Source organism: Peribacillus sp. B-H-3 (genome assembly GCF_048572925.1).
Lineage (GTDB): Bacteria > Bacillota > Bacilli > Bacillales > DSM-1321 > Peribacillus.
Genome location: NZ_CP183879.1, coordinates 3,672,195 through 3,695,755 on the forward strand (window position 1 = coordinate 3,672,195; position 23,561 = coordinate 3,695,755).

Here is a 23,561-nt window from a genome sequence, read left to right on the forward strand (position 1 = left end):
AAAAAAAAAGTTGAACAGAGAATTGTATGCTCTGTTCAACTTTTTTATTTTTTCCTGCAGATATATAAAATTCTTTCCGTTGTACCGCTTGGGGGCTCTTCATTTAAATCAGCAAGAACCTCCAAAACTTCAAAGCCTGCATCGTTTAGCCAGCGTTCATAGGTTTCTGTCTGATAGGTGCGCTGGTAATGCCATTCATCGAAGCGGTCATATAACCCGGATTCTTCATCACGGACAAAGAAACTCAAATCGTGTTCAACACTATAAGGCTCTTCACCAGGAAAGCAATCCCAGATATATGATACATCTTCATCATTGACAGCAAACGTGTGATTCTGGAAAATTTGCTCCATTTTATAAACAGAGTGCACATCGAACATGAATAACCCGCCAGAATGAAGATGCTCATTCACGCCCCTGAAGGCAGCCTGAACATCATTCTCCGTTTTGAGGTAATTCAGAGAGTCGCAAAAAATTGTGACCCCATCATACACGCCGAGTCCCTCTAGACCGGCCATGTCCTGCTGGTAAAATGGAATCTGCCATCCCAGAAGGCTTGCCTTTTCATTGGCAACAGAAAGCATTTCCTCAGACAAATCGACACCGGCTACTTCAAAACCGCACCTGGCTAGCTCAACAGTGAATTCTCCTGTTCCGCAGGCAAGGTCAAGAATTTTCTTTCCGCTTACATCATACTTTCCCCACTTATCAAGCAAAAGCTGCAGCCACTTCTCGTAGGGAGCATTCTTCATCAATGCATCGTAAACGTAGGCAAAGCGCTCATAGCTCATAGACTCAATTCGCTTTGAAGGTCCTCTGAAGGTGCATCTCCCCATAGGCGTTCTAAGTTGTAGTAGCTTCTTTCGTCACGGTGGAAGATATGTGCAACAACATCGCCAAGGTCAACAAGAATCCATTTTGCTTCGTCAAACCCTTCCATGCGCTTGACTTCAATGCCATTTTCTTCGGCTTTTTCCTTCATTTCACGTGCAATAGCCTGCACTTGCTTGTCAGAATTGCCGTGGCAGATTAAAAAATAATCTGAAATAAGGGAAATTCCCTTCATATTAAGTACAACAATATCCTCGGCTCTTTTATCATCTGCCGCCTTAGCAGCCGTTACTAGCAATTCGCGCTCTGTCATTAAATCTTCTCCTTCGTGTTCTTGATAAGATCATTGTACGTAAATAGGGTATCAGGATATACAGTCTGTTTTCTGCTCATTAAAAAAGCGACCGTATTCCTCAACGCTTCGATGACAGCAAGATCCAAGTTCTTCTTCGCCGTTTCGCGGACCTCGTCCACTCCGGGGAAAGCACGCCCCGGTTCTATATAATCTGCAAGATATACAATCTTCTCAAGCAATGTCATACCAGGTCTTCCTGAAGTATGGTAAGCAATTGCATCAAGGATGTCCCAATCGGTGATGCCTGCTTCCTTTTCAACCAGATATGCCCCGACAGGCGCATGCCATAGCTCGGAGTGATATTCCAGCAAATCAGGGGCCATCTTTTGGGAAACGATGATTTCCTTCATTTCATCCTTGGGACGAAATTTGGCATAGTCGTGAAAAATGGCCGCAAGCTCAGCCTTTTTTATATCAGCTCCATAGCGTTTTGCAAGGTCAATCGCAGCTTCTGTAACACCCAGGGTATGGATGTATCGCTGCTCTGTGATTTGCGCCTTTACTAATTGTAAAGCTTCTTCACGATTCATATAAACCATTCTCCTTAATGTAGCTCACCACAGAATCAGGAAGCAAATATTGGATGGGCGAGCCCTTTTTTATTTTTCCCCTGATGAGAGATGAGGAAATAAACATTTGCGGAATTTCCACCATGGTTACCGGATATGACGTAGCTTCGCTGTAACCTGGCCTTTTCACCCCGACAAAAGTGACCATCTCTAAAAGTTCCCTGATTCTATGCCATTTAGGGAGGTATTCAATCATATCTCCGCCAATGATAAAATAAAATTCACACTCGGGCTCCTTTTCTATAAGAAGCTTGATTGTATCATACGTGTAGGAAGTCCCTTTTCTTTTCATTTCAATTTCCTCGACCGAAAAGAAGGGATTTCCGCTTATTGCATGATGCAGCATGGAGAGCCGGTCTTCATCAGATACTTCATGTGTTTTCACTTTATGGGGCGGTATATGATTCGGCATGAACCTGACTTCATCAAGAGACAGTGCATGCAGCACTTCATTTGCCACAATCAGATGGCTGATATGCGGCGGATCGAAGGTGCCTCCAAGGATACCTATCTTCTTCATCATATTCTTCCTTACGATGGCAGTTGAAGCTGTTTATTTTCTTTTGATTCTTTATATAACACGATCGTATTGCCGATAATCTGTACAAGTTCTGCCTTCGCGCCTTTGTATAGCTCCTCTGCAACGGTGCCGCGTTCTTCATCACAGTTTTGCAGGATGCTTACCTTCAATAGCTCGCGGGCTTCTAAAGCTTCTCCGACTTGTTTTACAAGATTTTCATTTACTCCGCCTTTTCCAACCTGAAAAATCGGCTGTAAATGATGTGCCTTTGATCGTAAAAATCGTTTTTGTTTACCTGTCAGCATGTGTGACCTCCTAGTTTGTTCAAAACAATTTGCTGCATTCTTTCTGTATCAGGAGCTTGGCCAGTCCAAAGCTCAAAAGCCAGCGCTGCTTGATTCACAAACATGCCAAGCCCATTTTCAATACGGGCTCCAAGTGCAGCTGCATCTTTTAAAAACGCTGTCTCTAGCGGATTATAAATGATGTCAGCGGCGTATGCTTGTTCTTTTATAATGGAAAGATTAATCGGTTTTTCACTGATATTTGGACTCATTCCTGAAGAAGTTGTCTGTATGATCAAGTCATAATCAGCAAGCCTTTCTTCTGCTTCAGGGATGGACAGGGCCAAAGATTCCTTGCTATAAGGGCAATCGTCAATCAGCCCCCTGGCCCGGCCCGCCGTGCGGTTGGCGATATCAGCCTTTTTCATGCCCTGCTTCACTAACGTAAAATAAATGCCTCTTGCGGCACCGCCGGCTCCAATGATCAATGTTTTCTTATGTGACAGCTCTCCAGTGATCCATTCGGTGAGGAAACGGTAAAAGCCCATCCCATCAGTATTATATCCCTTAAAACGCCCGTTTTCCCGGACAACTGTGTTTACTGCCCCAATTGCCAAAGCAGCTTCATCCACTTCATCAAGAAAAGGGATGATGGCCTCTTTATGGGGAACCGTGACATTAAAGCCTGCGAAGCCAATTGCTTTCATTCCCTTGACCGCAGCCTCCAGGTCATCCGGAACCACATGAAGGTGATGATAAACTGCTTCGATACCCAGTTTGTCAAAAGCATCATTATGAATTTCCGGTGACATGGAGTGTGCAATCGGGTCTCCGATTACACCATACAATTTCATCATTTGCACCACCACATTTATTAAATTAATGACTTGCGGATGATAACATTGACCCCTTTAGGCACATGTGCCGTAATTTTTGCTCCAGGTTCGTTTACCGTCACCCATCCTAAGCCTGAAAATACAATATCCATTTTGCCTTCTTTAACTGTAAATTCATGAGGAACCAATTTCGGGAATTCATCCATCTGATCTCTGCGGGGAGGCGTAAGCAGTTCACCAGCATGATTTTCATATAATTCATCCGCTTTTTCAAGCTTGGTTCTGTGAATATTCAAGTCGTTGGACAAGTAGCATGTCAGGGACCTTCTGCCTCCTGATACATAATCAAGTCGCGCCAATCCGCCGAAATACAAGGTTTGGCCTTCATTCAGCTGATAAATCTTCGGCTTGATTTCTTTCTTTGGCGTGATGAATTTCAAGTCTCTTTTATCGACATAGTGGGCCATCTGATGATGATTGATGATTCCCGGTGTGTCAACCAAGGCCTGTCCATCATCGAGCGGAATTTCAATTGTATCAAGTGTGGTTCCAGGGAAATGGGAAGTCGTGATGACATCACCTTCGCCGCTCACTTCCTTGATAAGGCGATTAATGAATGTAGATTTCCCGACATTCGTACAGCCTACAACATATACATCCTTCCCGTTCCGGTAATGCTCGATCGCTTCGGCCGCTTCATGGATGTGTTTTCCCTTTTCAGCGCTGACAAGCAGAACATCTACCGGATTCAGGCCTAATTCACGCGCAGATTCTTTCATCCAGTGAATCAGCTTATTGTGCTTCACACTCTTTGGAAGAAGATCTGCTTTATTGCCGATTAAAAGAACATCGTTTCCTCCGACAAAGCGGTGAAGCCCAGGAAGCCAGCTTCCATTGAAATCAAAGATGTCAACGATTTTGACAATTAGGGAGTCGGTTTCGCCGACCTTGTTCAATATTTTCAAAAAGTCATCATCCGTTAAAGATACGTCCTGGACTTCATTATAATGTTTAAGCCTGAAACAGCGCTGGCAGATAATTGTTTCCTTTTCAAGCGCAGATTTCGGGGCATATCCAAGCTTGGAAGGATCTTCAGTCTGAACCTTGACCCCGCAGCCTATACAAACCATTTCTTCTTGATTACTCAATTGCTGTCCTCCCATTCTATCATCCCTTTTCGTTTGAAAAACGCGAGTATCCGTCTTTCAATTTTGCGGTTCAGTTTTGTCGCAAAGCCATCATTGGAAGCGACTGGCACCACGAGAATTGTATGAAAGCCCCCGCGGTTTCCGCCTAGCACATCTGTTAAAAGCTGATCTCCGATTACCACGGTTTCTTCCCGTTTCAATCCCATGCTGGCAATAGCGCGGCTGAATGCGCGCCTCATTGGCTTTCTCGCCTGAAAGATGAAGGGAATATGAAGCGGATCCGAAAAAGCCCGCACTCTGTTTTCCTTATTATTAGAAACAATCGTCACTAAAATTCCGTGATCTCTCATATTGTCAAACCATTTAATAAGCTTAGGTGTAGCCGTAGGCCGGTCCCATTCCACAAGTGTATTATCAAGGTCTGTAATGATTCCCTTTATTCCTTTTTCCTTTAGCTGCTCGGGCGTTATGTCAAAAATGCTTTTTACATGTTCGCTGGGCAAGAATATTTCAAGCATGTCTGCACCTCAATATTTTTCATGACTTTACCGTTTCCATCATATCGGATTTCCCTCAAATTTTCAAAAAAGCAAGTGAAAACCATGTACTTCAAAATTCCATCATAATATACAACGAAAGGAAAGGAAAGAAAAAAAGAAAAATCTCCCCTTTAAACGAACCTTCCAGTGCAAAGCTGTACGATCAGTTTTGACTGTATTTCACTCTAAAACAGCGAGCAATCCCTGCCATTATAGAAAATGATGTTTTTTCCATAATGGCAGGGATTGCCCAGTGCTGCCTTTCTCACTATGTATGTTTTAATTTCGCAGCACTAAGACCTTTAGCTCCTTGCCTGCTGTAAGAGAGTCCAAATAGAAGCAGGCAGGATGAACAGAGCTAAAAACGAAATAATTTTCGACAAATTTCTCCATTTCTACTTTTGTGGATAACCTTATTCACATTTTACCCTTTGTTTCACGCATAGAACTTCCAATTATAAACAAGTTAAACACAGGTTATCCACCAAATCCTGTGGATATCGGAACGGTTGTTCTTAACAATCTAATTTGATAAAGTGGGTATACACCAGGTTAACTTGTCAATATATGCACAGGATACACCGTTTATGCCTGATTGATATAATATGGAGGTGAGTGGCCGCTCTGGCAAAGTTATGAATAAATTAACTGATGATTTACTGATTGAATCTTATTTTAAGGCAAGAAAATTAGAATTGAGCAGAGACTTTATCCGTCTTATTGAAACGGAAATTCACCGCAGATCCCTCACACATAAAATTAGAATAACACTGTAAAAAAGCTACAAAGGCTGACATCGGGATCAGCCTTTTTCCTTTATGGTCATTCCTGCTCCGCGTCTGTAAGGACACCCAGCTTTTCTCCGACTCTGACATCTGAAGGCACTGGTTTCTGTATGTCTTTTTGAAAAATTCCTTTTTCAAACAATAGCACCACTGTCGAACCAAAGCTGAAATAGGCAAACTCCTGTCCTTTAACCAGCTTGTCCGATTGCTCGGTGATTTCAATTGAATTCACGAACATTGCTCCAACTTTCACAATGGCTACCATCCCTTTTTCATGTTCAACCTCGGTTATATTCCGGTAGTTCTTAGAAAGTGGTGCCCGCCCGTATTTCATTCCTAATTTATTGACCGGATACGATTTTTTCCCGAGCACCCACCTTTTTTTGACGGTGCCGGATACAGGTGCATGAATCCGGTGATAATGGCTTGGGCTTAAATACAGCACCATAAATGATCCACCAAGATATTTCTGGAGTGAGTCAGGGTCTTCCAGCATTTCTTCAATCGAGTATGTCCGTCCCTTTACAATGATGCTTTTTTCCAGAGTGATTTCCCCATAATCCTCCAAAACTCCATCCACGGGACTGACAACCGCAGAAGGATCCGCCGCTATGACTCTGGCATTTTCCTTAAGCTGCCTGGTAAATAAGGAATGCAGGTTTTCATACTCATCAAGCTTCCGGCTGCTTTCAACCAGATTGATGTTATAAACCCTAGCATAAGAAGGGATAAGGTGCTTTGAGAGACTTGAACTGCTGAACCTTTTCAGAATATGGGAGCTCCATTTTCCGTTTGTCAATTCTATAAGTGACCGATAAAAAAATTGGTACAAATATTCCACCACCAAATGTAAAATAATTCAAAAATATCTTGCATAATTTGTACGGTATAAAATATTATTATATAATAAGCATTTAGGATGTAAATTATCCAGTCCAAGAGGAGTGAAAACATGTTAATATCTGACGTACTGGACCTTACTGTCAAGAAGCTGAAAACACAGACCGCAAACATCATAACCTTAACCAATTTATCCCTTGGCGGATTTGCGATAATTGCTGGCATGAATCATGAGTTAAACCTTAGTTTACTATTAATCTTTCTAGCCGCACTTGCCGACCGGTTCGATGGCATGGCAGCCAGGAAATTCAATTGTGAATCCGAGCTTGGCAAGCAGCTGGATTCCATGTGCGACATTATTTCATTCGGAATAGCGCCTGCTCTATTATTATATCAGGGTGTTCTTGAAGATTTTGGCGCCCCCGGCACATTCTTCACGGTATTTTACATTGGCTGCGGTGCATTCCGCCTCGCCAAATTCAATATTTCGGAAAGCAATGGCTATTTCACCGGATTGCCGATTACTGCGGCTGGATGCCTGGCTACCCTGAGCTTTCTGGCCATCGGACATGTCCATCCTGTCATTCTGCTGTCCCTTATGATTATATTATCTTTCTTAATGGTCAGTCCATTCAAACTTAAGAAAGTTTAATAATTTTGCTGCACTTATCTTATCCCATTATAATAAAAAAATGCCGCCTGATTTCACTCAGGCGGCATTTTTTTATACTTTATTATGCCTGTTTAACAAGAGGATTGGTAAGGTCAAGAAACTCTTCAATATCCTTCAGGCAAGCGCCTACCGCATCCTCCCAGAATCCGCTTGACGCCAGGTCAACGTTCAGGTGCTTTTTGGCAAGGTCCTCCACCTTCATGCTTCCTGTATCGCGAAGCAGGGCGATATACTTTTCTTCAAAACCTTCTTCCTCCTTCAAAGCCTGGGCATAGATTCCCAGGGAGAACAGGTATCCAAATGTATACGGGAAGTTATAGAAAGGCACACCGGTAATGTAAAAATGCAGCTTTGATGCCCAGAATGACGGATGATACTCGCTAAGTGCTTCTCCATAGGCTTCTTTTTGTGCTTCTTCCATCAATTCATTCAGGCGTCCGGCACTGACCATTCCTTGTTTTCTTTCTTCATAGAATCTTGTTTCAAATAAAAAGCGGGCATGGATATTCATCAAAAGTGCGACAGATCGCTGAATTTTGTCCTCAAGAAGTGCCAGCCTTTCCTCATCATTTTTCGCTTCCTTAACAGCAGCATCCGATACAATCATTTCAGCCAGGGTGGATGCTGTTTCAGCCACATTCATTGCATAGCCGCGGTTAAGGGGATGCGTCTCCTTCAGAGCATAAGAATGAAAGGCATGCCCTAGTTCATGGGCAAGCGTTGATACATTGGAAGGTGTCCCGGAATAAGTCATGAAGATCCTTGATTGCCCGCTGATAGGAAAACCTGTGCAAAATCCTCCAGGCCTCTTGCCTGGACGGTCTTCCGCTTCGATCCAGCTGTCCTCGAAAGCCTTTTCAGTAAAAGACGCAAGCTTTTTGCCGAATTTGCTGAAATGCTTGAGAATGAAAGCCGCTCCTTGCTGATAATCCATTACCTTTGCTTCTCCTGAGGAAGAAAGCGGCGCATCCAAATCAGACCAGCTTAATTTCTCAACTCCAAGAAGCTCCGCCTTTCGGTTCAGAAATTTAACCAAAGGTTCTTTTTGGCTGGCAATGGCCCCCCACATGCTGTCCAGGGTCTCTTTTTGCATTCTGTTGATATCAAGCGGCTCCTTTAGCACATCCTTCCATCCGCGCTTTTCGTAAACACTCAGCCGGAAGCCTGCAAGATGGTTCAGCGTTTTAGCCAAAAGATCGCTCTTTTCCTGCCATGCCTGCTCCCACGCCTTGAAAATGCTGCTTCTTACCTTAGGGTCAGGATCAGAGAATTTATTTGCTGCCTGCCCAACAGACAGCTCCTGTTTCTCACCGTTTTCTTCAAAAGGAATCCGGATGGAGCCGACAATTGTATCATAAAGCTGTCCCCAGCCATGATATCCATCCACTTCAAGCTGGTTGATCAATGATTCTTCCTCAACAGACAGCATGCTGCCGGCCTGTTCTCTGCGTTCATTCAGTATGTACTTCAATTCCTTTAAGGGTTCTTGCTTAAGTATGGACTGGAAAAATTCCTCATCAAGCTGCACCAGCTTTTGATCAAGCTTTGTCAGGGCATTTTGAAATGCTGCAAAATCTTGGGTGATTGCCGAGCGAAGTTCATGTGCTTTTTCATCATTCATATCCTGGGCTTCCAGACAGCTGACAAAAGCGCCGGCCTGGCTTATTTTCATGCGGGTTTTCTCAAAAAGCTCCATAGCATTGATCAGGAGATGCTGATCTTTTTCTTCGGACTTGACTCTCCATCCGCTGACAAGGCTGTCTAATTCCTGTATATGCTTTTTCACCTCCTGCAGAAATTGCTGAAATTCTTCTGATGAGCTTCCGCCTTTAAAAAACACCTCTAAGTCCCAAGTTAACGAATATGTCATGAATTTGTTCCCCTTTCTGTTCTATATTTCTATTATAGGGGTTTTTGCGGATTTTTCAATTTAATCGAACGATTCTGAAATTTAAACTTTTTCCTTATTGTATTTTTTTAAAAAGGTGGTATGATGGGATTACTTCTTAAAGGGAGGGATCAGGTTGAAGAGCAAAGCGCTAATCACACAGTTATTGCTGATAGTTTTTGCAGCCTATGCGGCGCTGCACATGTTCACCGGATTTACCGTGCATCACTCTTCCGGAGACCACAGGATCCTCAGTACCTTTGAAGATGATAAGGTTCAATACTCAGCAGATGAACAGGATAAAAAAGTTCCATTGCCTGCTATTGTTCCTCCGGTATCAGAAATCAGTTTCGTTATTGTATTGATCTTGTTTATATACAGCCTTTCATCCGTTAAACTGATCCGGCGCTTTCTATTTTTGGATCCGGTGCATTACAGCTCCAAGTATGTGGCTAATTTCCTGAATTTTAAAGGGTAAAAAACTTTAAAACGAAGGAGTGGTATCCATGTGGATCCGTTTTCTAATGGTGGGCGTTTTTTCAGCAACAGCTTCAAGTCTATTAACCTTTCAGGGAATTGAAATTTACCATGCATTTTTAGATATGATAAAAGGCAAATATTAATCTATATGTGAAACTTCCTGAATGCGGAGAGAAAACAGCTGTTTTCTCTCCGCATTTTTTGTTTTTTTTATTTCATGAAGCATCAAAAAAGCTGCCTGGTTCCTTAACCTGGCAGCTGGGTGGTTCAGCTCTTCTTTTTCTCTTTTTCTTCCCGGTAAAATTCATGGAACATTTTCATAAGGGCCCTTTTTTCAATCCGAGAGACATAGCTTCTTGAAATGCCGAGCTCCTTGGCGATTTCGCGCTGTGTTTTTTCCTTTTTCAAATCCAGTCCGAATCTTCCTACGATCACTTCTTTTTCCCGGTCGTCGAGGATGTCAATATATTTCTTCACTTTCTCAATTTCCATATTGAGCTGAATCGTATCAATAACGTCCTCTGATTCAGATTTCAGTACATCAATCAATGAAATTTCATTGCCCTCTTTATCCTGGCCAATCGGATCATGCAGCGAAACATCCTTTTTCGTCTTCTTTGTAGCTCTTAAATGCATAAGTATTTCATTTTCGATACAACGCGCCGCATATGTGGCAAGCTTCGTCCCCTTGCCCTCTGAATAGCTTTCAATCGCTTTGATCAATCCGATTGTACCGATAGAAATCAAGTCCTCTGTATCTTCCCCGGTGTTTTCGAACTTCTTGACAATATGCGCAACCAGCCGCAAGTTGTGCTCGATCAGAATGTTTCTTGCATCACCGTCACCCTGGGCCATGAGCTGCAGATATTTCCTTTCGTCCTTTGCTGATAGCGGCTGGGGGAAAGCATTGTTTTTTACATAAGAAACTAATAAGTAAAATTCTTTGACCAGGTAGCCAATTGCTGTCAGTATGTCTGGCATGTTTCTACCTCCCCTAATTCATTGGGCCTTTGCCTATGTTTCATACCTATGCGGACGGCAGCCTGTTTGTGTCTGTACCAATGAATTTAGGGAGGTAATTATTTTACTGCAATATATTTTTCAGTAATCTGGTTTGCAGCCTTTTCATGCAAACAAGGCGATTGTTTTACTGATTGCCTTTTTTCACCCATTCAGCCAATGTAATGGTCCGTTTCGCCTGATACTTGACTGCCGCTTCAACGTCTTCCAGCATGTTTCCATTTTGATCCACTGACACACTTGTTCCATATGGGTTGCCTCCTGCCCCGAATAAAACAGGATCCGAGTAGCCTGGCGCTGCCACAATTGCTCCCCAATGAAACATGGTTGTGTATAGCGACAGAATGGTGGATTCCTGTCCGCCATGAGGATTTTGTGCAGAGGTCATTGCGCTCACAACCTTGTTGACCAGCTTGCCTTTACTCCAAAGCCCGCCGGTTGTATCAAGAAATTGCTTCATCTGCGAAGGCATATTTCCATACCTCGTCGGGACACTGAAAATAATTGCATCTGCCCACTCAAGATCTTCCAAAGTGACTTCAGGCACATGCTCCGTCGCTTCTAAGTGAGCTTTCCAAGCAGGATTTCCTTCAATCACGGAACTTGGTGCCAGCCAGTTCTGGCACCTTCAATACCTTCACTTCAGCCCCCGCTTCTTTCGCACCTTCCTCGGCCCAGCGCGACAGCTGATAGTTCGTTCCGCTCATGCTGTAATAAATAACAGCTAAATTAATGTTTGTCATGACTTCCTCTCCCCTTTATCTTGGAATTTTCTATATTCTAATTACATACCCCCAATAAGCGTCTTAAAAGCATGGGATACGGACTAGAAATGGGCCGCAGCTGAAAAAACGGAATACAATTAAAAAAAAGGCTCTGTAACATTGGCCCGTCGATTTCTACTGCAGATATAAGATTCACGGAATTCTTCCTAGAATCCTTACAACTTGTCTCCAGTTAGCTCTCTCTTTAGCGATAATACCCCGTCACGTTTCGCCCCAGCCAACAAAGTACAGATGAAATGTACTTTAACAAGGGCTGTCGTTCAATTACTGGTCTGTCTAATGAAAGCAGAAAAAGCCAGTTTCCCTTCCAAGGAAAACTGGCTCATCTGATACACTATTAAATGGCGCCTTGATTAATCTTTTTAATTAACTCCTCAAGCCAATATATGGTATGTTCGGTTTTAGTCGAAACATAGCCTGCCATAAATTCTACAAACGCCTCGTTTTCTTTGTCTATCTTAACCTTATCTTCATACCCGCTTATTTGCTCCCAGCGTGTTTTAATATTCCTTAATTTTTTTTCGAGTATTGCTGTTACCCTGTCACGATCCACATAGTTGATATTTGCTAAGCCAACTACCATATCTTTAATTTCATCCTCATTTTCAAACAGCTTATAGATTAATTTCGGCAATTCTTCCCGGCCTTTAGCTGTAATTGCAAATACCTGCTTATCCGGCCGATGTTCTTCTTTTATGATTTCAACTGCCTCAATTAATCCTTTTTTCGCTAACGAATCAAAATTGTAGTACAGTTTACTTTCTGTCAGCCCGCCCAGTTCATCCAATGGAATAGGCTCAGATAGCTGTTTTTTTAATTTATAAGGATAATTGTCATCCTCCATCAGCTTGCTCAATATAAAAATTTGAATGGACATCCGCATTGCTCCTTGTAAGAAGAGAGTTATCTTCTTATTTTAACAAAAACTAAGCTGTAATTTCAGCAGCATTCTTTACACTTTCCGTTTCAGCCTTCATTTCCTTACTCTCAATCGGCATTGGTTTATGAATAAACGCGACAATAGCCATATTGATTACCATAGCACCTGCACCAATTGCTGCCATTGACCAAATGTATGGACTTGGACTAATGCTGCCAAATAGATTTGCAAAGTATGCCTGTACTGAGTAATACATCGGTGAAATATGGCTCATCCACTCATAAGGCAAGTACATCATATCACGAGTAATGGTGGAACCATTTGCTAATGTTTGGATCAATAAAATCGGTAAGTTTAAAATCATGCCAGCATCGCCCATTAAAAAGATAACAATTGCTGTAAAGTTGAAACACACCATATAGTTTAGAACTTGTTGCCCTGCTAAACTTAAGAACAGGTCACCACTGGGCTTATTGACTAGATATGCTATACCTAAAGCCACCAATGATGATACTACTGAAATCATTAAGGCAGTTATTTGTACATATGTGAATAAGCGTTTTTTACTTGCTTTTCCGCGGCTTTCTCTAAAAGCACTTACTAATTGCATCGCTCCGATCATCGCACCCGTATAACCAGCCATAGTCAAGAACATTGGCAGCATATTATTGTTCATGCCGTCTGGTACTTCGTTAATTGTTACTACGTTTCCTGAATAAGTTGTTTCAATCTTTTTAGCTAATTGAGCAGCTTGTTCCTTTGGCACATTAAAGTTCATTAACACGCCTTCAGCTGTCTGCTGGGAGAATTGTGTGCTTAACTGGCTGTTGATTTCAGTAACCACAGATTTCATTGTGGAGGAAACAGTTTGTGCCCCTGCTTCATTAATCGTAAAGTCGATGCTTGATGACACTTCACCTTTTTGCAGATTCTCAGAGAACTTTTTCGGTATGTGTACTACTAATGCTAAATCGTTATGTTCTAATTCATTTAAGGCTTTTTTATTTGTTAAATCCGTCTCAATTTCTTTAAAGGGCAGATTTTTTTGTAATTGGCCTGCAATTTTCTCCCCATATTCACCTGCATCCTGATTGACAATAGCAATGGGTAATTTATCGATATTTCCTGGTACTGCTGAATAGCCAGGCAAGAAAATTCCTAACATTGCAATGGCGTAGAATATCCCCATAAAGATTGCCGCACTTGCACCTTTTGTTTTTAAAAATTGAGTAAACTTCATTCGTTCGCTTCCTTTCCCAAGTTAAAATGGACTATTTTTATTTAGTTTAATTAAACTACTATTTTAAAAGTACTTTAATCAAAGTACTTTTATAGTTTATTTTACTTTACCATCAGAGTCAATAAAAAAAACTGTTTTCGTTAACTTTGTTGCTATTGAACAAGTGGTTGATTTCCGAATCAGGAGGCTCGCAAATTATGCTCCAATCAACCAGATTGAACAATGCGTACGCCTTTCAGAACTCATTAAAAAACAACAATCTTTAAGAATAGAGCCATAAAAAAAAGAGCCATTTCTATGGAACTCGTTTTCAACAGAGATATATGCATGCAGAAATCTCCCATGTATTTTCACGAAGCCAAATAAAAAAATGCTTACAGCAAAAAGCCATAAGCATTTCCATTTTACATGTCGAGTAATACTTCTGTTGCTATTACTATTCCAATGATCGTGGCAACAACCAAGGATATCACAATTGTAAACATAAACTGTGCACTCCTTTATTTAATCCTTCATAAAAGGTAACATGCTTTATATGCTAACAATTCCTTGAAATTTGAACATTTTTCATACAAATTATGTCAAGAATGTGAAATCTCCTTTTCTTCTTACAAAATAATACGTTAGCCGGTATCCTTCTGATGCCAAATGCACCCTTTGGTTTCCATTCCTGCTGCTCCATTTCTATTCATATTACTTCATCCTCTCTCCAATTATTTTTATCATTGTTAATTTCTGTGCATTAAACCGCGGACGATATATTCTTCACGCAATTTTTTCATTTCTTCACGATGTTTAAACTCTTCAGCCGTTATGTTCTTTCGCTTGATGATAATTGTAAAAAACAGCATATTCAATATCATATGTTTTCACCCCCTTACAGGCAGTCATTTCCCTTTCCATTCCCCGGCCATAACCTTACTTTTCTATGATTTATCAGCATCACATTCTCCCCTTTAGTAAAATTAATTGATGTTTCCATGCATGATCCCGCGGTTTCTGTAGTGGTCCCTCAGACTGCGTATATTTTCCTGGTGTATAGATTCTTCCTTGGTTAAATTGCTTTTTTTAATTGTAATTGTGAGAAAAATAATATTTAATTTCATTCTTTGTCACCTCTTTTTGCTTCTTTCTGCTTTCATTGTGCTTTCATTGTGCTTTAGCCGATTTTTACATTCTTCGATGCATGAGGGCACGATCGATATGTTCCTTGCGGATCTTCATAGAGCGATCTTCCTGGATACATTGCTGTGCCGTTTTTTTGTATTTTTGAATCGTTACCGTAAAAAACAGGATATTCAGTGTCATGGTATCACCTCCGATTTTGGACAGAAAAAGGCCGCAGAAAGATTAGGCCTCCTGCGGCTGTTTTAGGCATAAAAAGGCCGCAGGATAACGAATCCTCCTGCGGCCGGGATTATCTGCATCATTCATTAAAAGCAAAATATTGCCTTAAGAAAATTCTGCTCCGTACAGGTCGAATTCATTTTTAAATTGTGTTGTTGCACAGGAAAACTTTGCAGCTGTAAATTCAGCAATGATATAAGTCATTTCCTTCGACCTCCTTTAGCAGTTTTTATCTTACATTGGTAAGTATATCCAAAAAATACTGTTTTGTAAACCTGTTATTTGCCTAAATTTCATAATTTATTGCATAAAAAATCCTGCACCACACTAAACATCACTTGTTCAGTATATGGTGCAGGATTCAATTTAGACTATACATTATCCGATTTCATCTAAATGCCGTTTATATGTTTTAGCTTTCATAAAAAAGAGAACAGACACAAGCAGGCTTGCTGTGCTGGTTATCATGTAAGCATAAGTATTAGCCATAGTTATATTTGGGTTAGGAAGGATGGTTCCTATATAAAAGAACGAACCAATACAAAGCAGTATCATCGCAAATCGTTTAAAATCATGCATTTTTGCCATAAGCACCTTCGTTTGTTCCTTCGACTTCATACAGACACCTCCAGGATTCTCACAATCTATCACTAGTCCTATTCTACCATACAAAAGACAGCATTCCCGATTGTAAATTATGTAAAAAGCATAAGCGCCTGTTCAGCCCTGACAAGCATAAGGCGCGTAAGAAGAGAAGGCGCCTTTTGCCTTCACTTCTTACGTGACTTATGACCTCGAAGGGCTAGGCGCTGAAGCTGGATTATGTAAAAAGCGCAAGCGCCTGTTCAGTCTTGACCAGCATAAGACGCATCAGAATAGAAGGCGCTCTTTGCCTTCTAAGGACAAAACATCATTACTCTGTGCCAGCCAAAAGAAAAGAGGACTCAGTTTGGAGTCCCCGGATTTTCATTATAGCCACCACATGGAGGATGGGTTTTCATTGATTAATACGGATTGCAGGTTTTTCACTGCACGCATGAAGCCTTCGTTAATTGACATCAGCGGGTCTTCGTGTTCGATGGATACTGCATAATCATATCCAAATGTGCGAAGCGCGCTCATCATGTCAGACCATTCCTGCAAGCCATGGCCGCAGCCTACAGAACGGAAGGACCATGCCCGAGTCCTTACACTGTCATATGGCTGCATGTCTGTAAGGCCATACATGTTTACATTTTCCTGGTCGATGTATGTATCCTTTGCATGAAAATGGTGGATCGCGTTTTCCTTGCCAAGTATCTTAATGGCTGCGACCGGATCGATTCCCTGCCACCAAAGATGGCTTGGATCCAGGTTGGCGCCGATTGCATTGCAGGTTTTCTCCCTAAGCTTCAAAAGAGTGTACGGGGTATGGACAAGAAATCCTCCGTGAAGTTCAAGGCCGATTTTCACATTTTTTTCTTCTGCAAATTTCCCCCACTGCTTCCAGTAAGGGATGAGCTTTTCTTCCCATTGCCATGTCAGCACATCTCCATATTCATTCGGCCATGGAGCAACAGGCCAGTTTGGATGCTTGGCATCTTCCTGATCCCCGGCTACACCGGAAAAGCAGTTTACCACAGGTACATCCAGGAGTGATGCAAGCTCTACGGTTTTAACAAATGTATCATGGGAAACTGCAGCAAATTCCTTATCCGGAGACAGCGGATTGCCATGGCAGCTGAAAGCGCTGATGATCAGGCCCCTTGAAGTCACTTGCTTCAGGTAATCCTCCCGCTTTTCTTTGCTTTCCAGAAGTTCATCCAACGGACAGTGGGCATTGCCCGGATAATTGCCTGTCCCTATTTCTACCGCATGAAGGCCGGCTTCCTTGACGGTATCCAGCATTTCTTCAAAAGATTTATCTGCAAATAATACAGTAAATACTCCTAGTTTCATTCTTATCCGCCCTTCCTGATTTATATCCTCACACTGCAGCCTTTGCTGCTGCTTTCATATATCGCCTCAATAATCTGTGTCACCTGCAGGGCTTCCTCTGCTTTTACAACCTGCTCAGCCGTTCCAAGGCAGGAAAGAACAAAGTTTTCCGCCTGCGGGAGGCTTGGATCATCCGCACCCGGCAGCCATTCGGCACTGCTGTTGAACAACATGCCATGCTTTGCGTAATTGAGGCTGAACGGGAAAACCTCAAGCCCTCCCTTATCACCGGAGATGCTTACGTTTTCGACTACATCTTCTTTTATATTGCTGCTCCAGGAGGTTTCAAGCAGCAGGGATGCTCCATTTTGAAAACGGATATACCCTGATACATGGTCATCCACCCCAAAGGTTTGATGGTCGAAAGAGCCCCATTGATTGACCTGACCTGGAATCCTGCTCAATACGTCATAGGTTGTTCCGCTAATTTCGGCCGGCTTTGGATTTCCGATCAGCCAAAGTGCCAAATCAAGCAGATGGCAGCCATAATCCATCAAGCTTCCGCCTCCCTGAAGCTCCTTGTTGATGAATACTCCCCACCCGGGAACCTTCCGCCTGCGAAGCGCCTGTACCCGGATCACAAGCGGAGTGCCGATTTCGCCTTCATTAATGACTTTTTTGGCGGCAATTGCTTCCTTCATAAACCGGTAATGATAGGCAATGGACAAAATCTTGCCTGCCCTGACAGAAGCGGCAATCATTTCTTTCCCTTCTTCTGCAGACAATGCCATCGGTTTTTCGCACAGTACATGGCATCCGGCATTCAAGGCTTCGATTGCCAGCTCTGAATGAAATTTGTTTGGCGTGCAAATGACAACAGCATCCGCGAATTCAAACAGTTCTGCATGAGTTTGGGCAACCTGCGGGATATCCAGTTCAGCCGCCACTTGCCTCGCTTTTTCAAAATCTGTGTCATACAGGGCGCATATTGAAACCTTGTCAGCTAATTTCAGAAACGTAGGGATATGCCGGTTTTGGGCAATCCCCCCAACCCCGATAATGCCAACTTTAAGAATTGTCATAACAAAACCTCCTGATTAAGAACCTATCCGACTCGAACAATGCTCTTTGTTTCGTTCGATTTCAAAGCGGCAAGGACTACCATCAGCGACTTCATGCCTTCTGCTCCGCTTACAGCTGGCTCTTTGCCAGAAAGAATACTTCCGATAAATTTTTCAATGACTCCAGAGCTATTTTGGCCGCCTACACCATTGGATTGGATTTGGCCAAGTTCATAATTTACTGTTTCCCCTGATTTATATTGAACAATCAATGAGTATTCCGGATGATCTTCAATTCTCACAATGGCATGCTCGCCGTAAAGGATTGTAGAATTATCCTCCTTCGCTGTGTAAGACCAGCTTGCAGCCAGTGTACCGATAATTCCGCTTTCTGTTTTTAAAATACATACAGCATTATCATCCACATCGCTGTTTTCTTTGGCAGAGCCTTCTACAAAGCTTCCAACCTCCGTAATTTCTTCATTCAGCAGATAGCGGAGCAGATCGGTTTTATGTACACCGAGGTCGCCCATGGCACCGATGAATGCCTGGCTTTTCTTAAAGAACCAGCTATTCGTGCCGTCAGCACTCCAGCCTTCAGGGCCTCCGTGGCCAAACGCCGTTCTGAAGCTGAACAGCTTTCCGATTTTTCCGCTTTCAATCAGCTCTCTGGCTTTCACATGTGAAGGTACAAAACGCTGATTATGGGCAATCATTAACTTTTTGCCGCTTTCCTCAGCTGCTTTAATCATCGCTTCTGCATCTTCCTTGGAGGTTGCCATCGGCTTTTCGCACAGCACATGCTTTCCTGCCTTCAGTGCAGCAATCGTGATTGGTGCATGGAGATAATTCGGCGTACATACAGAAACTGCATCAATCGAATCATCGGCAAGGAGCTCCTCATAGCTTGTATAAGGCTTTGCCTGATATAGAGATGCTTTTTCTTCTGCACGTTCTTTCACAATATCGCACACTGCTGCAATTTCAGCCTCCGGATTCGCCGCATACTCCCGCAAATGCCTGTGTGTGGCTATACTTCCGCAGCCTATTACGCCAATTCTCAACTTCCTCATCCCTACAGCTCCTTTAATCTATGTTTTTTCTATGTTTTATTTACGTGCGCCGATCGCTTCTAACGGCTTTGCATTTCCATAAACAGGACGCTTGCGCAAAACAGGCTTAGCCCAGTTTACAGCATTGACGATAACCTTCTGGATATCCTGATTATGATAAGTTGGATATGTTTCATGGCCAGGGCGGAAATAAAAGATTCTTCCATTTCCCCGATTATACGTGCAGCCGCTTCTGAATACTTCTCCGCCTTCAAACCAGCTGACAAAAACAAGCTCGTCCGGAACAGGGATATCAAAATGCTCGCCGTACATTTCTTCCTTTTCAAGCTCAATGCTTTCTCCAATGCCTTCTGCAATCGGATGGCCAGGGTCAACTACCCAAAGCCTTTCTTTTTCATCCGCTTCTCTCCACTTCAAATCACATGAGGTGCCCATCAGCTTTTTGAACAGCTTTGAAAAATGGCCGGAGTGAAGTACGATTAACCCCATTCCATCCAGTACTCTCTGTGTGACGCGTTCTACGATTTCATCGCTGACCTCATCGTGTGCGATATGCCCCCACCAAAGAAGGACATCGGTATCTGCCAATATATCCTCAGTCAGGCCATGTTCCGGATCGTCAAGGGTGGCAGTCCGGACATTGAACGATTCCTCCCTTAAGAAGCTTGCCAGCTGGCCGTGGATTCCTTCGGGATATACTTCCCTTACCTTGGGATTTTTCTGTTCATGGCGATTTTCATTCCAAACGGTTACATTCAACATATTAGTTAATCTCCTTTTCTATTCTTTTACAGATTCTATTCTTTTACAGATTCTATTCTTTTACAGATCCAGATGTTAAGCCTGAAACAATGCGGCGCTGGAAGATAAGAACCATAATGACGAGCGGTATGGTCACAACAACGGTCGCTGCTGAGATTTCTCCCCACGGAATTGTGAATTGTCCCTGGAACATCGCGATGCCTGTTGGAACAGTTTTAAATTTTTCATCTGTATTGATGGTCAAAGAGAAGAGGAATTCATTCCATGCTGCGATGAATACCAGGATTGCAGTAGTGAAAATCCCAGGTACCGCAAGCGGCAAAATAACCTTCCAGTATGTCTGCATTAAAGTCGCTCCATCAATTTTTGCAGCCTCTTCCAGATCAAAAGGAATCTTGCGGAAGAAGGTTACAAGCAGCCAGATGGATAATGGCAGCGTAAAGGTAGTATAAGGAATGATTAATCCCAGATAGGAATTCGTTAAACCGAGATTTTTCAAGATAATATATATCGGAGAAATAGTTGCGATTTGAGGAAACATCGTAACCGACAAAACCAGCCCCAGGATGAATGTTTTCCCCCTGAACTGAAGCCTTGCAATCGCGTAGGCCGCAAAGGATGCGACCAATACGGTATAAACCGTTGTAATGGTGGCAACAACCGTACTATTCCATAAGTATCGCAAAAATGGATAATTCACGAATACAGAAACAAAGTTCTTAAAGGTCGGGTGCTCCGAATATGGCGTAAAGGCTTTGTCCCCAAATAGCTCGGAAGCCGGTTTGATTGAGCTGATCAGCATCCACAGAAACGGAAACATCACGAGGAATACAAACACGGCTAGAAACACATAAAATAACGGGCTTGCTTTTTTCTGCATGGTGCAAACACTCCTTTCACGGCTCTTTATCTGCCTGATCCCTCACCTAAGAGATCTTTTCCCAAAAATTTAATGTAAATCATTGAAATGACCGCTACACAGATAAAGACAATTACCGATAAGGCCGAGCCGTTTCCGAAGTTAGTCTGGGAGAACATGACCTTATACGCAAGAATCGAGATGGTTTCCGTCGAATTGGCAGGACCGCCTCCCGTTAATACGTAAACAAGGTCAAAGACCCGGAATGCATCAAGCGTTCTGAATAAAAGCGCAACAAGAATGCTTGATTTCAGCAGCGGAAGAGTAATGGAAACAAACTGGCGCCATTTTCCCGCTCCATCGATCGCGGCAGCTTCATACAGGGAGGACGGAATGGTCTGTAGCCCTGCAAGCAGCAATAGTGACATATATGGAGTTGTCTTCCAGACGTCTGCAAAGATGACCGAGAACATTGCGCCGGTATCCGTCACGAGCAGGTTTTCCATTTTATCGACAATGCCGATTGATGAAAACAATTTGGCAATGATCCCGTTTTGCCCGTCATACAGGAACTTCCACATCATGGCCGAAACGGCTGTCGGAATTGCCCAGGGAATCAGGATGCTTGCTCTGATGAGCCCCCTGCCGACAAATGCTTTATTAATTAATAGAGCAATTGCGAGCCCTATCACAAATTCCAGGACCACCGAGACTACGGTAAATGTCAGCGTGTTGCCCATGGCTTTCCACATTCTGCTATTTGTTAAATCATCTTTATAATGCTGGAAACCCACGAAGTTCGGCTGCTGCACCACTTCTTTATAGCCTGCGGCAAGCCCAAGAATTTTCTTTTCCTGAGTTAGCTTCGTTTCTTTTGAAATCGATTTCAGTTTCTTGTTAATGGATTCCCCCGTTTTTCCAAAATCCTCAGCAATGCTGTTATCAATTTTTGCAATGCTTTCTTTGTTTCCTACTTGTTCGAAATTCATGAGCTTATCGTTTACTGACTGATATTTCTCTTTTAGGGCTGAATCATTTTGCAGCTTTTTATCCATATCTTCAAGCTCTGTTTTTACCTCTTGAAGCTGATTCTTTTCACTGCTGGTTTTCATTTCGCTGTCAATTGCGCCAACGAGGAATGGATAGTTGTTCAGGTAACGGTCGAGATCGATATTATGGCTTAAATGGACCTCGGACCTCGTAGGATCATTCAGCTTCAGGTCAAACAAGCTGAAGTAAAAGGATTGCATGACAGGCCAGATGGCAATCACGAAGATCAAAAGCAGGGACGGAGCTACAAGCAGATAGCCTATCTTTTTTTCGGACATTTGCTTTTTAGGCTTCTTATCTTTTTTAGCCGAGGGTGCAGGGACACCTCTTCTTGGTTCATTCTCTACTCCAACTGAGCCATTTTTCATATATCATTCTCCTATACTATGAAAAAATCGAAGATGACCCATAGAATTCTCTGCTTGTATAATTCACAGATTCCTTCACAGAGTCATCTTCTTCTTGCTTGTGTGAACGAAACTTAGGATTTAAGCTTTGCTTTCATTTCTTTTTCCATGTTTTGTACAGCCTGTTCAACTGTTTCCTGGCCTGCAATTGCTTTGGAAACGTGGATTTGAATGATTTCTGAGATTTCCGGATAGTTAGGAGCAACCGGGCGTGAAACCGCAGCCTTTAAGCCATCCTGGAAGCCTTTGTCTGCAAATGTAGGGTTTGCTTTGATAACGTCCTGGTCATTGTAAAGGCTAAGAATTGTCGGTGCGTGCCCGCCGTAAATGGCATCGATTTTCTGCCCTTCAGGTCCAGCCATGAATTTCAGGAATTCCCATGCTTCTTTTGGATGCTTGGAGTTTTTGTTGATTCCAGCCATCCAGCCGCCAAGTGCAGCGCCTGATCCTTTGTCACCAGCAGGAAGCGGAGCGATTCCGACTTTGCCGGCAATTTTTGATTTTTCTTTATCATTGGCACTTGCGTATTCATACGGCCAGTTGCGAAGGAATGGAGTCTGGCCTTCGATGAACGCCTGGTCGCTTTCAATTTCAGTGAATGTTGTTACGTTGCCCGGCACTACTGATGATTTTGCCACTTCAACCAGTTTCTTTAAGCCTTTGATGGTTTGCGGGCTGTTTACAGTTACTTCATTTTTTTCGTTGATGAATTGGCCGCCGTAAGCAGAAACAAATTCAACAGCGTTACATACAAGGCCTTCGTATTGCTTCGCCTGCATGATATATCCAAATTTAGTGCCGCCTTTTCCTTTCAATGCTTTTGCCTGTTTAAGCAGGTCATCCCATGTTTTAGGGACATCACTGTCCTTTACAAGATCTTTGCGGTAGAAAAGAAGGCCTGCATCAATGAATTTTGGAAGCGCCCACTGTTTCCCGTTGAACTGGGATGCAGCAAGTGCGCCCTGGTTGTACCCGTTCAGGTCAATATGGTCAGCCTGGATGAAGCGGTCAAGCGGAAGCACATAGTCTGCCTGCGCGAATTCCGCCGGCCAAATTACGTCCATATCGATGACGTCAATTTCAGATGACTTGGCGTTGAATGCCGTAATGTATTGGTCATGCTGCTGCCCAGTGTCAGCAGGCATCTGTTTGAAGTTGATTTTGATGTTTGGATGGGATTTTTCAAACGCCTCCACCATCTTGGTCGTGCCCTGCGTCACGTCCTTGCCGCGGGCATATGTCAAGGTTACTTTTTCATCTTTTCCCTTGCTGGAATCCTTCTCCCCGCCCTTGTCTGTAGAGCTAGTATCGCTTGAGCTGCATGCTGTCAGTGCTAGTGAGAGTGTTGCAAAAACCGTGAGCCATTTCATTTTCATGGACTTTTTCATGTATGATCCCCCAATAATTTTATA

The 23,561-nt window shown here is 42.8% G+C and carries 27 protein-coding genes and 1 pseudogene; 3 read left to right on the top strand and 25 right to left on the bottom strand.

The genetic code is table 11. The features are described 5' to 3' along the window. Nucleotides 1-44: 44 nt before the first annotated feature. The 8 genes from ACN6MY_RS18270 to ACN6MY_RS18305 are packed head-to-tail and all read right to left on the bottom strand — an operon-like array spanning nucleotide 45 to nucleotide 5,061. Nucleotides 45-791 carry a class I SAM-dependent DNA methyltransferase gene (locus tag ACN6MY_RS18270; RefSeq protein WP_419881452.1) on the bottom strand — a complete coding sequence of 249 codons (747 nt, stop codon included), beginning with the start codon at nucleotides 789-791 and terminating at the stop codon, nucleotides 45-47. Beyond that, complete coding sequence (gene rsfS, locus ACN6MY_RS18275) at nucleotides 788-1,144, bottom strand: ribosome silencing factor (RefSeq protein WP_419881453.1); 357 nt, start codon at nucleotides 1,142-1,144, stop codon at nucleotides 788-790. The genes ACN6MY_RS18270 and rsfS overlap by 4 nt, the downstream gene beginning before the upstream one ends. Next, nucleotides 1,144-1,716: a bis(5'-nucleosyl)-tetraphosphatase (symmetrical) YqeK gene (gene yqeK, locus ACN6MY_RS18280; protein WP_419881454.1), complete on the bottom strand. Its 573-nt coding sequence runs from the start codon at nucleotides 1,714-1,716 to the stop codon at nucleotides 1,144-1,146. The genes rsfS and yqeK overlap by 1 nt, the downstream gene beginning before the upstream one ends. Then, nucleotides 1,706-2,275, bottom strand: a complete 570-nt coding sequence (locus ACN6MY_RS18285; protein WP_419884210.1) for a nicotinate-nucleotide adenylyltransferase — start codon at nucleotides 2,273-2,275, stop codon at nucleotides 1,706-1,708. The genes yqeK and ACN6MY_RS18285 overlap by 11 nt, the downstream gene beginning before the upstream one ends. Before the next feature lie 11 nt (nucleotides 2,276-2,286). Then, entirely contained in the window at nucleotides 2,287-2,580 is a 294-nt protein-coding gene (yhbY, locus tag ACN6MY_RS18290; protein WP_419881455.1) for a ribosome assembly RNA-binding protein YhbY, read from the bottom strand. Next, nucleotides 2,574-3,416, bottom strand: coding sequence for a shikimate dehydrogenase (gene aroE / locus ACN6MY_RS18295; protein ID WP_419881456.1), 843 nt, complete (start codon nucleotides 3,414-3,416; stop codon nucleotides 2,574-2,576). The genes yhbY and aroE overlap by 7 nt, the downstream gene beginning before the upstream one ends. Before the next feature lie 17 nt (nucleotides 3,417-3,433). After that, nucleotides 3,434-4,525 (bottom strand): ribosome biogenesis GTPase YqeH, encoded by a 1,092-nt coding sequence (yqeH, locus tag ACN6MY_RS18300; protein ID WP_419884211.1) that lies wholly within the window; start codon nucleotides 4,523-4,525, stop codon nucleotides 3,434-3,436. Between the two features lie 14 nt (nucleotides 4,526-4,539). Next, on the bottom strand, nucleotides 4,540-5,061 hold the full coding sequence (locus tag ACN6MY_RS18305) for a YqeG family HAD IIIA-type phosphatase (protein WP_071350749.1): 522 nt from the start codon (nucleotides 5,059-5,061) through the stop codon (nucleotides 4,540-4,542). A gap of 656 nt (nucleotides 5,062-5,717) precedes the next feature. Here ACN6MY_RS18305 and ACN6MY_RS18310 point away from each other — a divergent pair. Next, nucleotides 5,718-5,858, top strand: a complete 141-nt coding sequence (locus ACN6MY_RS18310) for a sporulation histidine kinase inhibitor Sda (RefSeq protein WP_071353594.1) — start codon at nucleotides 5,718-5,720, stop codon at nucleotides 5,856-5,858. A gap of 46 nt (nucleotides 5,859-5,904) precedes the next feature. Here the strand turns inward: ACN6MY_RS18310 and ACN6MY_RS18315 are convergent, their stop codons facing one another. Beyond that, a complete protein-coding gene (locus ACN6MY_RS18315) occupies nucleotides 5,905-6,708 on the bottom strand; it encodes a phosphatidylserine decarboxylase (protein ID WP_419884212.1) in 804 nt (267 codons plus the stop codon). A gap of 111 nt (nucleotides 6,709-6,819) precedes the next feature. Here ACN6MY_RS18315 and pssA point away from each other — a divergent pair, with 111 nt between their 5' ends. Further along, a complete protein-coding gene (pssA, locus tag ACN6MY_RS18320; protein WP_419881457.1) occupies nucleotides 6,820-7,359 on the top strand; it encodes a CDP-diacylglycerol--serine O-phosphatidyltransferase in 540 nt (179 codons plus the stop codon). Nucleotides 7,360-7,441: 82 nt separating this feature from the next. Here the strand turns inward: pssA and ACN6MY_RS18325 are convergent, their stop codons facing one another. Next, the gene (locus ACN6MY_RS18325; RefSeq protein WP_419881458.1) at nucleotides 7,442-9,250 is read right to left on the bottom strand and encodes a M3 family oligoendopeptidase; all 1,809 of its coding nucleotides are present in this window, start codon (nucleotides 9,248-9,250) and stop codon (nucleotides 7,442-7,444) included. Between the two features lie 154 nt (nucleotides 9,251-9,404). Between ACN6MY_RS18325 and ACN6MY_RS18330 the strand changes: the two genes are divergently transcribed. Continuing rightward, nucleotides 9,405-9,746, top strand: coding sequence for a hypothetical protein (locus ACN6MY_RS18330; protein ID WP_419881459.1), 342 nt, complete (start codon nucleotides 9,405-9,407; stop codon nucleotides 9,744-9,746). Nucleotides 9,747-10,015: 269 nt separating this feature from the next. On the opposite strand, the gene sigK is transcribed toward ACN6MY_RS18330, so the two are convergent. The 15 genes and pseudogenes from sigK to ACN6MY_RS18405 all read right to left on the bottom strand — a co-directional run bounded on the left by sigK (nucleotide 10,016) and on the right by ACN6MY_RS18405 (nucleotide 23,537). After that, nucleotides 10,016-10,729, bottom strand: a complete 714-nt coding sequence (sigK, locus tag ACN6MY_RS18335) for an RNA polymerase sporulation sigma factor SigK (RefSeq protein WP_071350542.1) — start codon at nucleotides 10,727-10,729, stop codon at nucleotides 10,016-10,018. A 166-nt stretch (nucleotides 10,730-10,895) separates the two neighbouring features. After that, nucleotides 10,896-11,511: pseudogene (gene wrbA / locus ACN6MY_RS18340) on the bottom strand (NAD(P)H:quinone oxidoreductase). A 379-nt stretch (nucleotides 11,512-11,890) separates the two neighbouring features. Then, entirely contained in the window at nucleotides 11,891-12,430 is a 540-nt protein-coding gene (locus tag ACN6MY_RS18345; protein ID WP_419881460.1) for a PadR family transcriptional regulator, read from the bottom strand. A gap of 49 nt (nucleotides 12,431-12,479) precedes the next feature. Next, on the bottom strand, nucleotides 12,480-13,673 hold the full coding sequence (locus ACN6MY_RS18350; RefSeq protein WP_419881461.1) for a YhgE/Pip domain-containing protein: 1,194 nt from the start codon (nucleotides 13,671-13,673) through the stop codon (nucleotides 12,480-12,482). 728 nt (nucleotides 13,674-14,401) lie between these two features. Then, a complete protein-coding gene (locus ACN6MY_RS18355) occupies nucleotides 14,402-14,536 on the bottom strand; it encodes a YrzI family small protein (RefSeq protein WP_419881462.1) in 135 nt (44 codons plus the stop codon). A 102-nt stretch (nucleotides 14,537-14,638) separates the two neighbouring features. Beyond that, nucleotides 14,639-14,779, bottom strand: coding sequence for a YrzI family small protein (locus tag ACN6MY_RS18360; protein WP_419881463.1), 141 nt, complete (start codon nucleotides 14,777-14,779; stop codon nucleotides 14,639-14,641). A 64-nt stretch (nucleotides 14,780-14,843) separates the two neighbouring features. Further along, a complete protein-coding gene (locus tag ACN6MY_RS18365; RefSeq protein ID WP_419881464.1) occupies nucleotides 14,844-14,981 on the bottom strand; it encodes a YrzI family small protein in 138 nt (45 codons plus the stop codon). Between the two features lie 417 nt (nucleotides 14,982-15,398). Next, nucleotides 15,399-15,638: a YrhC family protein gene (locus tag ACN6MY_RS18370; RefSeq protein WP_419881465.1), complete on the bottom strand. Its 240-nt coding sequence runs from the start codon at nucleotides 15,636-15,638 to the stop codon at nucleotides 15,399-15,401. Between the two features lie 351 nt (nucleotides 15,639-15,989). Beyond that, a complete protein-coding gene (locus ACN6MY_RS18375; protein ID WP_419881466.1) occupies nucleotides 15,990-16,958 on the bottom strand; it encodes a sugar phosphate isomerase/epimerase family protein in 969 nt (322 codons plus the stop codon). 20 nt (nucleotides 16,959-16,978) lie between these two features. After that, nucleotides 16,979-18,019, bottom strand: a complete 1,041-nt coding sequence (locus tag ACN6MY_RS18380) for a Gfo/Idh/MocA family protein (protein WP_419881467.1) — start codon at nucleotides 18,017-18,019, stop codon at nucleotides 16,979-16,981. A 23-nt stretch (nucleotides 18,020-18,042) separates the two neighbouring features. Continuing rightward, a complete protein-coding gene (locus tag ACN6MY_RS18385) occupies nucleotides 18,043-19,071 on the bottom strand; it encodes a Gfo/Idh/MocA family protein (protein ID WP_419881468.1) in 1,029 nt (342 codons plus the stop codon). 36 nt (nucleotides 19,072-19,107) lie between these two features. After that, a complete protein-coding gene (locus ACN6MY_RS18390) occupies nucleotides 19,108-19,833 on the bottom strand; it encodes a ThuA domain-containing protein (protein WP_419881469.1) in 726 nt (241 codons plus the stop codon). A gap of 52 nt (nucleotides 19,834-19,885) precedes the next feature. After that, nucleotides 19,886-20,713, bottom strand: a complete 828-nt coding sequence (locus tag ACN6MY_RS18395; protein WP_419881470.1) for a carbohydrate ABC transporter permease — start codon at nucleotides 20,711-20,713, stop codon at nucleotides 19,886-19,888. 26 nt (nucleotides 20,714-20,739) lie between these two features. Then, the gene (locus ACN6MY_RS18400) at nucleotides 20,740-22,020 is read right to left on the bottom strand and encodes an ABC transporter permease subunit (protein ID WP_419884213.1); all 1,281 of its coding nucleotides are present in this window, start codon (nucleotides 22,018-22,020) and stop codon (nucleotides 20,740-20,742) included. Nucleotides 22,021-22,223: 203 nt separating this feature from the next. Further along, nucleotides 22,224-23,537 carry an ABC transporter substrate-binding protein gene (locus ACN6MY_RS18405; RefSeq protein WP_419881471.1) on the bottom strand — a complete coding sequence of 438 codons (1,314 nt, stop codon included), beginning with the start codon at nucleotides 23,535-23,537 and terminating at the stop codon, nucleotides 22,224-22,226. Nucleotides 23,538-23,561: the final 24 nt, after the last annotated feature.